Below are 12738 nucleotides of genomic sequence, written 5' to 3'. Positions count from 1 at the left end.
AACTAACGCAAAAGCGCACGATATCAATCGTGCGCTTTTTTGATTAAGCAAAAATTGTCGAACAGTTAAAACGTATAACTTTCAGGAACAACGACAATCCCTTTCTCTGAAATTCTGAATCTCTTGGCGTCTTCAACTTTATTAAGCCCGATCTGTGTGTTCGGCGGAATGCGCACGTGCTTATCGATAATACAGTTCACTAGCTGACACCCTTCACCGACTTCAACATCATCGAAAAGAATGCTGTCTACCACGGTCGCGCTGTCGTTAATGCGAACGTTGGAGGAAATAATGGAGTGTTGTACTGAGCCACCAGAATTGACCACGCCATTGGCAATGATAGAGTTGATGAAAATGCCTTCATTACCTGTTGCGGATGATACGGTTCGCGCAGGTGGGAATTGGGGTTCATAAGTACGAATAGCCCAGTTTGACTGGTATAAATTCATTGGTGGTACAGGTTCTAGCAGATCCATGTTCGCTTCAAAGAACGAGTCAATTGTACCGACATCTCGCCAGTAGCAGTCTTTATCTACGCGTCCTTTGCTTCCGCAGAATTTATAAGCGTACACAGACTCGGTATCGATTAATTTCGGAATGATGTCTTTACCAAAGTCATGGCTGGATTGTTCGTTGTTGGCATCTTCTCTCAGTGCGTCTTTCAGGACATCCATATCAAAAATATAAATACCCATTGAGACGAGGCTTTTCGATGGATCATCAGGCAGAGTAGGAGGGGTCTCAGGTTTCTCGATAAATGATTTAACTAATCCATTTTCCTCGGTTCCCATCACACCAAATGCAGAAGCCTCTTCTACAGGGACATCCATACAAGCCACCGTCAGTTTAGCGCCTTTCTCTTTATGCTCTTCAAGCATTGCCGCGTAATCCATTCGGTAGATATGATCACCGGACAATACCACTACGTAATTTGCATCATTACGGGACAATAGCCATAAGTTGTGGTAAATCGCGTCGGCAGTACCTTCATACCATGCACCACCTTTGCGCATCTGAGGCGGAATAGCAGTAATGTACTCACCAAGCTCGGGATTAAAGATCGACCAACCATCACGAAGGTGCTTCTGTAAAGAATGAGACTTGTATTGAGTTAGGACTAATATTTTTCTTAAACCTGAATTAAGGCAATTAGTTAGAGTGAAATCGATGATGCGATACTTACCGCCAAAAGGCACGGCAGGTTTGGCGCGGTCATCAGTAAGTGGGCTAAGTCTGGAGCCCACACCTCCAGCTAAAATTACGGCGAGTGCGTCTTGCATAGTGTTCCCTTTCCCTTGTATTACATGACCCAAAATAGTGCTGAACCGGGGAGAGATGGTTTTGAGCAAACGAATTTTTGAATGACATGTACTGGTGTGTTTATGTTCTATTGCAACTTTAGTACAAGAATCGAGCCATAGAAAAAATAACGAAAAATCAAAGGGATTTATTTGAAAACTTACAAGTAACGCACTGTTTTAGGGAAGAGTAATAATAGCTCGCATCATTGTGGTGCAAAAGGTTAGTTGGTCAAAATGGTTAACAATTTACATTGTAAAGCATTGCCAAAACAATAAGATATAGAGAGCGGTGTACGCTCTCTAAAATAAACATTAACCAAAATGTTGAGATGAGGTATCGTTACGACAAGCCGATAATGTTGCCGTCGTCATCTAAATCCAAATTGATAAATGCAGGTTTGTCCGGAAGGCCTGGCATTGTCATTACACTACCAGATAGCGCATAAATGAATCCCGCGCCAGCACATAAACGTAACTCACGTATAGGAACGGTAAATCCATGTGGTGCGCCTTTGATAGCAGAATCAGTAGTGATAGAGAGCGGCGTTTTTGCAATACACACCCCAAGGTCGTTAAAGCCTAATTGTTCAAATCGGTTGAGCTGTTCGAGGCTTAACTCGCTCAGTTCAACATTTGATGCTCCATAACCAGCCTCACAAACCGACATCAATTTCTCTTTCAGTGATTGTTCTTTTGTGTAAAGCGGACGGAAATTAGTTTGACTATTACATGCCTCTACCACAAATTGAGCAAGTTCTACTGTACCTTCGCCACCGTTTGAAAAAGCGTTACTGATGGCAACATTCACACTTGGGTCATAATCACGAATCAACTGACGCAGTGTTGAGAGCTCCTGTTCACTGTCTTGCGGAAATTGGTTAATAGCAACAACAGCGGGAAGACCATATTTCTTTACGTTATCGATATGCCACTTCAGGTTTTCAAATCCGGCTTCTAATGCTGGTTTATCTGGGTTAAATATGGAATCTGGAATAGCGACGCCCGGACGAAGATCATAATGTCCGGAATTCGCTTTAATACCACGCAGAGTCGCCACGATAACCACACAGTCGGGAGCGTGGTGTGCAGCTGCCGCTTTAATATTACAGGCCTTTTCTAAACCCATGTCTGATCCAAAGCCAGCTTCGGTTACGGTGTAACTAGAAAGTTTTAGTGCAATCTCATCAGCGATGATAGAAGAATTACCATGAGCAATATTCGCAAACGGACCTGCGTGAATAAGAGTAGGGACACCTTCTAACGTCTGCATCAGTGTTGGTGCAATAGTTTCTTTCAACGTGACAGCCATTGCTCCGGCGACCTGAAGATCTTCCGTTGTGACTGGCTGACCGTCCAAGTTATAAGCGACAACGATCTGTCCGATTCGTTTGCGAAGATCTTTTAGATCTTTAGCGAGTGCGATGATTGCCATGAGTTCTGAGGCTGCAGTAATGTCGAACCCTTCGCTTCGCTCGATACCGTTAATGGTTTTTTCTGGTTCGTTTAAACCAATGGTCACCATGCGTAAGCTGCGGTCATTATGATCCATCACCCGTTTCCACGTGATACTGTTGATATCAATTTTCAACGCTGTTAAACCGGTGCGAGCTTCAAATGCGTCATAGCCTTCACGTTGTTCGTGGTAAAGGCGAGCATCTAGCGCTGCTGAGGCGAGGTTATGCGCGGCGGTGACGGCGTGAATATCACCCGTTAAATGTAAGTTTAACTCTTCCATTGGTGCAACTTGAGAGTAACCACCGCCAGCTGCCCCTCCTTTGACGCCGAATACGGGTCCCATAGAAGGCTGTCTGATACAGGCCATTACGGATTGGTTTAGCTTTGCTAACCCTTGTGCCAGTCCAATCGTAGTAACTGTTTTACCTTCTCCAAGTGGTGTTGGCGTGATAGCCGTGACTAAGACTAACTTACCGTCTTTATTTTCTTTCAGACGGTTCAGACACTTAGGATGCACCTTGGCTTTGTGTTTACCGTGGGTGTCATATTCGTCAGGCAGTAATCCCGCATTCGCGGCAATCGTATCAATAGAGGATAAAGGGGTGTTTCGGCAAATTTCAATGTCAGACTGCATGGATGCTCCCAAAGTGGCTAACCCGTGTTGCATAAAGCGATGGCATTGCGGTTACGCAATCGTTTGCGCGAGAATAATACTGGTAAAAAACCAACTGTAAAGAATTTAATGCGATTTACTGTGCTGCATACTAGCAAAAACAACTAAACACTGCTCTAGATCAAAACAAAAAGGCCACCAAATGGTGACCTAGGTATGCTTTTACTCTGAAACGCTAGTTTTTAGCGATCCCAGTATGCTTCTTCTAAACTGTCTTCGCGTTCTGGCAGCGCACGAGATAGGCGAGGAGAGTGTTGAGTCAGCACCTCGTAACTCACTCGGTTTGCATATTTACAAATTTGGGAAAGCGAAGAGTAGGTTAAACAACGCACTTCGTGCTTTTCTGAATTTGGCACTTCTTTTTGGTGGAATGAATTTGCGGCCATATCGTGCAAAAGAGCGGAAAGTGCTGCATCACCCGCACCATTTGTATTCTTAATTTCTAGCGGACCACCTAAATAAGGGCCAATGTGAGAATACACTTTCATCCCATTTTGGCAATCAGACTTACGCATCGCTCGGCTGAATTCATATTGATTGAACTCTCCAATTGCGCTATCCAAAATGTCATGTGTGGTTTCGCGTTTCACTTTTTCGTCAGTGTAACCTGCCATGTATAAGCCATTTGGACCTGCGGTACATAATACTAAGTCAACCCAGTCTAGGGCTTTGTCTGCCGCCGCAAGGGGATCGCTTAATCCAGTTAGCGCCGCGCCTTCCTCTTCATTCATCGCAACCACAGATACATTTTTACGAATGTATTCCTGCCACCACTCTTCATTACCTTCGATTACGTACTTTGTTCCCAATGTTAGGACAACAGGAACGTCATGCTGGTGAGCGAAATCGATGGCTTTCTGTACCGCTTGTGGCATCGGGTCTTCTTTTTTGCCACGCATTAGATAAGACGACACCACCAATGCTGAGGCTTTGCTGAATACCTCTTGTGGAATACTATCCGGTAGAAGTTGGTTCATGTGACCTTCGTTAATAGCAAAGGTGCGCTCGCCGTCTTGAGAGATAAGGGTATAGCATCGACCAATAGGGCCATCTACCGTTTGTAGGTGGTTAAGGTTCATACGAGAAGAGGTTCGGCATAGATATCGGTATGCAAAAGATCCTACTTGAATGTTCTTAGACATGACGCCTAGAAGTACCGACTTACTGTCTGCAAGTACCGAATAGTTGTGCAGAGTATTCCCGATGGTATCTCCAGGGTATTGATGAGCAATAAGGCCTTGTTCAACCAGCTCTTCGTAAAGTGCGTCAGCTTTGCTCTCTTCAAGAACGAGAGAATGTCCTTTACTTAAGTTGTATTTTTCTAAAAACGCATCGTCTACACGTGCTTCGATATCGACGATGGTTTGGCCTACCCCGACAACCGTTGGACGATATAACTTTGGTGTTTGTCGAATTTGGTTAACGATTGGATCACGAGCGTGAGTTGGAAAGTAGTGTTTAGATTTACGCTGGCCGGGAAACTTCATGCTTGTTCTTGAGTGAGAAAAAAAAGAGGCCGGATTGTATCACACAAAAATGAAATAAAATTGATCCTGTTGCAATAAAACATGCCCACCAGCACATTTGGTGGGCATTGATGAAGAGTTAAACAGAGATTAGTTGGTTTTTTCTACAGTGGGCTCGACGTAAGCTTTCGTTCCCCACAGCGGTACCGTTGATAAGCTATGTTTGAAACTCCCAGATGTCTCTTTGGTTGAGTATGAAAGGTACATCAGTGTTTGATTTTCAGGATCATAAATACGGCGAATTTTCATTGATTTAAAGAAGATACTCTTCGATTTCTTAAACACAACATCGCCAGATTTACTTTTATCAATGTTAGCAAGCATTTCAGGCGTGATTTCCCCCGTCTGGCGGCATGAGATAGAGCTATCACTTGGGTCTGCCAAACTGAAATCGGCTTCAATACTGGCAACATGGCAAGTGACTCCTGGGACCTCAGGATCGACAAGCGTATTGAGTTTGATGTCTTTAGATAAACGCTTTAATACACAACCTTTTAAAGTTTGCTATAATTCGTTTAAAATCAAGCATAATCAGGTGGTTAGATGTTCTCGTTCGATAAGTCAAAGTTCAAGGGGATTTGTGTTCCTTACGCCCGCTTCTCAACAAAGGGGCAATCTAAAATCGGCAAAAAGTCGCTTGAACGTCAGATTGAAGAAGCTCGTCGTTATGCAAAATCGAACAATTTATATATCAATGAAGACCTGATTTTTGCGGATAAAGGGATCTCAGGTTTTGCACAGCAAGGCAACATTGCGAAAGCTTTCAAAAAGGGTCAGATGCAAGTGATGTTAGCATTGCTTGAAGAAGTGCCTTACCAAGAACGTGAGTTCATTTATGTCACGTTTCATAACTTTGACCGTTTCTCTCGAATGAGTCCAAAGCAAGCGCGAACCTACTTTGATCTGATTTTGCAAAAAGGCTTTAACGTTGTAACCACAATCGATAATCAGCTATACACTCGCCATGATAAAGACCTTGGCAAAATGCTCATCTCAACAATCAAAATGACAACGGCTTGGGAAGAGAGTCAGGTTAAAAGTATCTACATCAAAGATGCTTTGGCACGTAAAAAAAAGGTTGTTGAGTATCTGTATACTCATCCAAGTCAAAAGGGTAAATACAAGCACATCGGGGTTGTTCAACCGAACATGCCGAGATGGATTGACCATGAAAAAATTGAGCTGACATACACTGATGAGAGTGGTTCAAAAAGAACGGATTCGTTCAAAAAATTTACGTTGAACAAAGAAAAAACAAAGATAGTGAATTATATCTTTGACCTAAAAATTCAAGGTTTGGGATACGCTCGAATTTGTAGACGATTGAATGAAGAAGGGATTCCAACATTCGATCAGGGCAAGCACCGAATCGCTAAAAAATGGCATGTCTTTGCAGTGCAGAACCTGATCTGCAATGAAATGGTTTTGGGTCATATCACTCTTCATACACACAATGAAGAAGAGTATATGTGTGAAATCGATAAAGTATTCAAGAAGCGGAAGATTAAACAAACTGCTACTGAAAAGCTTTACAACTATTATCCTGCCGCTGTATCAGAAGCAAAATATCTTGAAGCGCATAAGAATACCATTCAGCAAGATAAACCTAAAAAGCTTGGGCGAATTGGTGAAAGAACCAACATCTTTGCACAAATATTATTGTGTGAGTGCGGTGGAACTTTGCAGTACCGCAGAACGAAAAAGAACAAGAAAAAGACAGGATCTGTGAGTGTTAATGAGTATCTACAGTGCAATAACGCTTTTGTTAATCATAAGTGTAATAGTCAAACAATTAATTACACGATGCTTGAAACAGCATTTTTCAGATACGTAAACAATATCGATTTTAAAAAGATTTGTTCAACAACAAACAGCAAATACGCTTTAAAAATTATTGATCTTGATACGGACATCAAAGAGCTTACTGATGAAATTGAATCTCTGAAACTGAGAGAAGCAGGTTTAGCAAAAACCTATATGTCACTCGCAAGTGCAGGTTTAGACGGTTCAACAGCTTTAATCGATAGGGAAAATACTAAGAAAGAAATTGCTGAGAAAGTCTTAGAGCTTGAAAATCTTGAACTTAAAAAGAAAGGTTTAGAAATCGAAGCTGATAAAGATAATCGTGAATTTGTTGATATCAACGATTATATGTTGAACAAGAATAATTATTCGAGTGATGAAAAGATCATTATTCGTAAAAAGATAAATGACTTTCTTCATTCAAAAATCGAATGGATGGAAGTTGTTTCAACAGAAAGACAGAAGTTTGTGATTATCGCGTTTCATGACACCGTTATTCGAACCTTTGCATTTGATGATCGATGTGCAAACGACTTGATGTTTAATGAGATTGACGTTGATTTGTCAGGTCTGAACAGGGTTCAAGCATCAAACTTGATGTTTACGCTTATAAAAGCAATTAGAAACTCTCTTAAGGGCATAGAAGCCGTGATCACAAAAGCTGATTTGATTAGATATTTACAGCACATCAAACAAGACTATTTAAAAAATATTGGAGAACAAGCAAGTGTTTAACTTTGACAAGTCGAAATACAAAGGCATTTGTGTGCCATATGCACGTTTCTCTACTGATGTGCAAGATGAAATCGGTCGTAAATCTCTCGAACGTCAAATGGAAGAAGCAAAGCGTTTCTCTAATGAATATGGTTTGTTCTTTGATGAAGAGATAGCGTTTGTAGACCGTGGCGTATCTGGTTTTGCTTTGAGTGGCGATACAGCTAAAACGTTCCAGAAAGGTCAAATGCAGTTGATGTTAGAGCTGCTTGAAGAGATAGATGTAGCTGAAAGAGAGTTTATCTACATCACATTTCACAACTTTGACCGTTTTTCGCGTATGAGTCCAGACGTTGCCAGTCGCTATTTTGAACAAATTCTTGATAAAGGATTCAACATCGTTACGACGATTGATAATGAAGTCTACAAGCGCAATAGTGGCAACTTAGAGCAGATGATTATCTCAATCATTCATATGTCTACCGCTTACTACGAATCAGAAGTGAAGAGTATCTATATCTCTGATTCGAGACAGCGGAAAAGAGATGTGATCGAGTATCTGTACAACGATGAAACGCAGAAGGGCAAACATCGTCATGTTGGTATAAAAGCGTGTTGTCCACGCTGGATTAAAACAAAAGACATTATCTATGAGTATGTGGGAAAAGACGGTTCTGTTAAGAAAGAAGCGTTGAAACGCTTTGAGATTGATGAAGAACGCGCCCAAATAATCAACTACATCTTTGATTTGAAGATCCAAGGGCTGGGGAATGGCAAGATCTGTCAAGTGCTGAACGAACAAAACATTCCTGTCTTCCACAGTGGCAACTATACAAAAGCCAAATACTGGAACTTATCGACAATCAGCAACTACCTGAAAAATGAAAATGTCATAGGGCATTCGTATCTGTATCACAAAGCAAAAGAAGAAGTTTTTAATGAAAAAACACAGACATTTTCGACAAAGAGAGTACGAAAAATCGCTACGGACAAGCTCTACAACTACTATCCACCAATCATGAGTGAAGAGAAGTTTAATCAGGCAAAAGAAGCTGTAAAGGCAAATTCTAATAACGTTGATAGAAGTAAGGCGAGTGAGAAGCCGCACATGTTCTCTAATTTGATGCGTTGTAGCTGCGGCACAAGACTTCACTACAAGCTGACAAAGAAGAACAACGTTAAAAAGGTCGATGATTACTTTGAATATTTGAAGTGTGAAAGATCGGCTTTGAATGATGGTTGCGAAGGGGAAAACATCAACTATAAGAACTTTGAAGCACAGTTTATCAACTTCATTCGATACATAGATGTGAATGAAATTCTTGATCATGCAAATGGAGTAGAAGCAGTAACCCAAGGCTTAACAGAGTTGGAAGAACGCGAAGCGGCAATCAATCTTAAAATCACTGGTTTGACTAAGACTTACCAGAGTTTAATCAATGCTGGTGTGGACGGTAGTGATGTTTTAGTAGAGCTTGAAAAAGCAAAAGGTGAGCTTCAAGAAGTTGAGTTTGAGAAAAGTAAATTGCTGAACAGCATGAAGAGTCAAACATCATCATCTTCTGAATCGATTAAACAGAAGAAGAGTGCCTTAAAGTCGAAAGTTTTTGCTGAAAAAGTAGAAGCAAGGAAAGCGGTGAATGAGCTGCTTAAACAAAAAATTCGTTGGATGGAAGTTTATGCAACGGCTTACGCAAAGTTTGTGATCGTGTGTTTTGTTGATAATGTGATTCGAACTTATGCATATCAAGATGAATTTGCAAAAGACCTGATGTTTAACACGATAAAGATAAACACAGATGGTTTAAAAGGCTATGAAGCAAATGAATTGATGGTTTTGATGATAAAAACAGTTCGTGAATCATTGGCTGGAATGAATGAAGTTATTACCAATACAGACTTAAAAATTAAATTAGCAGCGGTGAAAAGTGAATATACGAACAAATAACGTGATGAATGTCACATATATTTTTTCTGGATTTTTAAAACAATGAAATGTCAAGTGTTTTTTATTGACTTTTCGTATTTATTTTAATAATATTTACAGCGTTAACTCGCTCGATTATTTAATTAAATAACTCTACTAATACTTTTGAAGGAAAGTGTATGAAACAATAAATAAATGAGCACCAATTAAAAGGTGTGATAAATGAAACAACAATCTATAACTATGCAAGAAATCAGGAAGGAGTATGTAAGAAGCAGGAAGTTTGACAATCAAATGTCATTTCAAGAGATGATGTCAAAGTCATTAGAGATAATTGAAACAAAACCTTTTGTGAGAAATGATGATGAACTTGATTTTTCGTTTTCGAATGAAATTATTCATATCTAAGTGAAAAAGACTAACAGGAAGTTAGTCTTTTTTTATGTCTGAAACATATGATTCGATTGTTAAATGTATCTAAATGAATTAAAATTAAACAATTACTTTAATCAATTGGTGAAGCTATGGCTGTTACATCGCACAGGGTATTTCGTTCAGATCATTACAAACAAGTAAAAGAAGCGGTTGATACTGCAACTGAGTTAAATGCTATAAATGTTTCTAAACGATATTATACAGGAAAAAGCAATAACAGTTTTGACTCTGGCGAAAACAAAACCTTTCCTCACTATCTTCTTGAAGAATTGATAGATCGTTTAGGTGCAAACTACTTCTACCGAACAGCCGTTGTAGAAGTGTTCAACCCGATCAAAAGCAAGTTAAATCAAGCCATCATCGATGATCAAAACATCTTGAACGGTCAAAATATCAGAGATTTCAATCACTTGTTCGAGATAAACGCAAGCTTTATTGCAGAACTATATCCAAACCGTTTTTACTCGTTCAGCAGCGGTTCTAACTTGCTGAAATACCTGAAAACTTTTCCTACAATCAACTATCTATTCGAGTTTGAACATATCAAAGAAGACTTTGCAATAATCGTCTTAGAGCAGATGATTAAAGATAGTATAATCGAATCTAATACAGAACATTAAGCATCCCTTGGATGCTTTTTTTATCAAAGTCTCAATATAAAATATCATGATTCTCGTTTAAAATTCTAAGTATATTAAAATTATGATATTCAATTTATACAGTATTTAAAACAAATCATTGCCGCTGAAATATACACTCTCTTAAATAAATTGCTTTTGATGATAAAATATAATTATAAGCAAATTAAATAAGGAGAGTTTATGTTGTTAAAAAAATCGAAAATTGATTTCATGGAGAATTTATCAGATAAGTTAGTTTCGAACTTACCTGATGAGCTAAATCTATCAGAAGATGATGTGTTTGAAGAGTTTGTGTTAGAAAATTCAAAATCATTGGTAAGAACCAAAACATATCTGAATCATTTGTCAGACAGAATATTAGAAGAATACGAATCGACATTAGATCTTGATGAAGCGTATGAGCATGTTATGCAAAATGCTGATGTAGCAAGTCTTGTCTTTCAAGATCTGAACTTGGGAAACGGGCGAATCGTCCCTGTAACAGATATAAGTGTTAATGGCGGTTTATCTGATGTTGAACAGTTCAATTTTGATCAGAAAGATAAAGTTTTAAACGCTGATGATTTAGCAGTTTTAAGCGAATTGAACCCTTCCAGCAATGTTTATCACAATAAGCTGAGAGAGATGTTTAAGAACAAGTTCGATAGTCTGAACGACTCGTTAACTCTGAACCATAGCTTTAAAGAGTTGATGCTTGATTACACGTTAGCTAAAAATTCTGATGTTGTAGAGTTGAGCATAGGTGATAGATTCGAGCACGAATGCACACACTTCATAGCGTTAGAAGACTCAGTGTACAAAATCAATGGTACTGAGCTGACAAAGATTGATATTGTTGAAGCAATAGATTCTGAGCTGTTGAGTTATGAATCTAATGACTTGAAATTCGACATAATCTCAAACGTTGAGTTAAAGAACAAACGACTGATTGAAATTGAATGTTTGTTGGAAGACGGTGATGAGACTGTTTTTGCGAATATCAACTTTGATTTGCGTGATTCACAGTTCCATTTTGATCCCGTTTTCAACAAACTGAACCTTAGCACTGACAATATGCTTGAACTTGAAGAAGCGTTGATAAACAGCATAAACAACGTCATGGAAGAGCCAGCGGCTACATACAAGCTTCTACCAAATGGCGTTAAAGTTCCGCAACTGGACGGTGCAACGACTGATGTTGGTAGCTTGTTTGTTCTAAGTGCGCGACATCAAGATGTTAAAGAGATCTACACTGATTTAGATAACAATGTAAAAGTGTTTGCTGCAAGTGAGATGCATCCTATGCATTTTGAGAAAGTGTTAAAGGCATTTGGCTTTGAAACACAGAAACTTGATAATCAACTTGCTGTGAAGAACAAAGATGATGCTGAGATTACTTTCTATCAGTTAAATGAGTCAAATAGAACAGAACTGAGTAGTGCAGAAGTTGCAAAAGAGTTAAAACAGAAAATATCTGATGAATGGAATGTAGATGTTTCAAATAAATCAAAAGAAAAACGGAATCGAAAAAGAGCGTTTAATCTTTAAATTAAAAGGAAAAGGTGCAAGAGATTGCACCTCTTTTTTGCAATTAATTTTTGACATGATATAAATTATTATATAACGAAATGGAGAAAATATTATGTCAAAAGTTATAGATAATGAATTAATTAAAAATAAAAAAGAATTAGAATTAAAATTTAACGCGATGAGTTATGAAGCTGAAAAGCTGATAAACCAAGAAGAAAAGTTAACTCATGAAGATACACTTTTTTTAAGTGAGTATTTTGTTCTTGAATGTAAGTTAATTGATATGAATGATTACATAAACACTCTTATCAAACTTGAACAAAAGCATAAAAAAGAAAATAAAATCGCTAAAAAAGTCATAGAGTACAACTTAGCTTTACGTAGAAAAACGGAAAAAGACAAGAAGAAACTGGAAGAGTACATAGAGATTCACAAAGATATTTATGTTGAGTTTCTGAATTCAGATGAGAATTTCAATGCGTTCTTGATTGATTTTATTCGAGTAGATGCTGCGAATACGTATGCTGCAATAGTATTAGATAGGGTCAAAAGTACGACTGATGCGATTTTTGAACAAAAAAATGAAATTCACAAAGGAAAAATAAAAGTAATTCTCGGATTTATTGCTTTAATCTTTGTTTTGAAAGGTTCATTGATGCTTTATCACTCTGTATTTATTTGACAAATAATTAATAGATGCTTTAATGATAAATAAGAGATCTTGTTCCCTCCTTACAAGTTACTCTTGTTTTAT

At 38.6% G+C, this 12738-nt stretch carries 9 protein-coding genes and 1 pseudogene; 6 read left to right on the top strand and 4 right to left on the bottom strand.

All coding sequences use genetic code 11. The features are described from left to right. Window positions 1-65: 65 nt before the first annotated feature. From glgC to RXX31_RS03150, 4 genes and pseudogenes are all read right to left on the bottom strand, one after another. Window positions 66-1280, bottom strand: coding sequence for a glucose-1-phosphate adenylyltransferase (glgC, locus tag RXX31_RS03165; protein ID WP_317587655.1), 1215 nt, complete (start codon window positions 1278-1280; stop codon window positions 66-68). A 361-nt stretch (window positions 1281-1641) separates the two neighbouring features. Further along, window positions 1642-3390, bottom strand: coding sequence for a formate--tetrahydrofolate ligase (locus tag RXX31_RS03160; protein ID WP_317587654.1), 1749 nt, complete (start codon window positions 3388-3390; stop codon window positions 1642-1644). A 221-nt stretch (window positions 3391-3611) separates the two neighbouring features. Next, window positions 3612-4916, bottom strand: a complete 1305-nt coding sequence (locus tag RXX31_RS03155) for an inosine/guanosine kinase (RefSeq protein ID WP_317587653.1) — start codon at window positions 4914-4916, stop codon at window positions 3612-3614. A gap of 129 nt (window positions 4917-5045) precedes the next feature. Further along, window positions 5046-5423 (bottom strand): annotated as a pseudogene (locus RXX31_RS03150) (CreA family protein); the annotation flags it as partial. Window positions 5424-5498: 75 nt separating this feature from the next. On the opposite strand from RXX31_RS03150, the gene RXX31_RS03145 reads away from it, so the two are divergent. From RXX31_RS03145 to RXX31_RS03120, 6 genes are all read left to right on the top strand, one after another. Continuing rightward, a complete protein-coding gene (locus RXX31_RS03145; protein WP_317587652.1) occupies window positions 5499-7493 on the top strand; it encodes a recombinase family protein in 1995 nt (664 codons plus the stop codon). Then, complete coding sequence (locus RXX31_RS03140) at window positions 7486-9420, top strand: recombinase family protein (RefSeq protein WP_317587651.1); 1935 nt, start codon at window positions 7486-7488, stop codon at window positions 9418-9420. Before RXX31_RS03145 ends, RXX31_RS03140 begins: the two co-directional genes overlap by 8 nt. 201 nt (window positions 9421-9621) lie before the next feature. Further along, complete coding sequence (locus RXX31_RS03135) at window positions 9622-9807, top strand: hypothetical protein (RefSeq protein ID WP_031846776.1); 186 nt, start codon at window positions 9622-9624, stop codon at window positions 9805-9807. 116 nt (window positions 9808-9923) lie between these two features. Next, window positions 9924-10454: a hypothetical protein gene (locus RXX31_RS03130; protein WP_046264602.1), complete on the top strand. Its 531-nt coding sequence runs from the start codon at window positions 9924-9926 to the stop codon at window positions 10452-10454. Window positions 10455-10655: 201 nt separating this feature from the next. After that, window positions 10656-12002, top strand: a complete 1347-nt coding sequence (locus RXX31_RS03125; protein ID WP_317587650.1) for a hypothetical protein — start codon at window positions 10656-10658, stop codon at window positions 12000-12002. A gap of 94 nt (window positions 12003-12096) precedes the next feature. After that, window positions 12097-12666: a hypothetical protein gene (locus tag RXX31_RS03120; RefSeq protein ID WP_256950925.1), complete on the top strand. Its 570-nt coding sequence runs from the start codon at window positions 12097-12099 to the stop codon at window positions 12664-12666. Window positions 12667-12738 lie beyond the last annotated feature (72 nt).

Source organism: Vibrio sp. EA2, from assembly GCF_033042495.1.
GTDB lineage: Bacteria > Pseudomonadota > Gammaproteobacteria > Enterobacterales > Vibrionaceae > Vibrio.
Note: the sequence above shows the minus strand (reverse complement) of the source record. Positions and strands in the feature narration are given on the sequence as shown.

Bases quoted from the DNA above. Each gene is read 5' to 3' on its own strand.
- glgC (WP_317587655.1), bottom strand. From the start codon at position 1,280: ATGCAAGACGCACTCGCCGTAATTTTAGCTGGAGGTGTGGGCTCCAGA.
- RXX31_RS03160 (WP_317587654.1), bottom strand. From the start codon at position 3,390: ATGCAGTCTGACATTGAAATTTGCCGAAACACCCCTTTATCCTCTATT.
- RXX31_RS03155 (WP_317587653.1), bottom strand. From the start codon at position 4,916: ATGAAGTTTCCCGGCCAGCGTAAATCTAAACACTACTTTCCAACTCAC.
- RXX31_RS03145 (WP_317587652.1), top strand. From the start codon at position 5,499: ATGTTCTCGTTCGATAAGTCAAAGTTCAAGGGGATTTGTGTTCCTTAC.
- RXX31_RS03135 (WP_031846776.1), top strand. From the start codon at position 9,622: ATGAAACAACAATCTATAACTATGCAAGAAATCAGGAAGGAGTATGTA.
- RXX31_RS03130 (WP_046264602.1), top strand. From the start codon at position 9,924: ATGGCTGTTACATCGCACAGGGTATTTCGTTCAGATCATTACAAACAA.
- RXX31_RS03125 (WP_317587650.1), top strand. From the start codon at position 10,656: ATGTTGTTAAAAAAATCGAAAATTGATTTCATGGAGAATTTATCAGAT.
- RXX31_RS03120 (WP_256950925.1), top strand. From the start codon at position 12,097: ATGTCAAAAGTTATAGATAATGAATTAATTAAAAATAAAAAAGAATTA.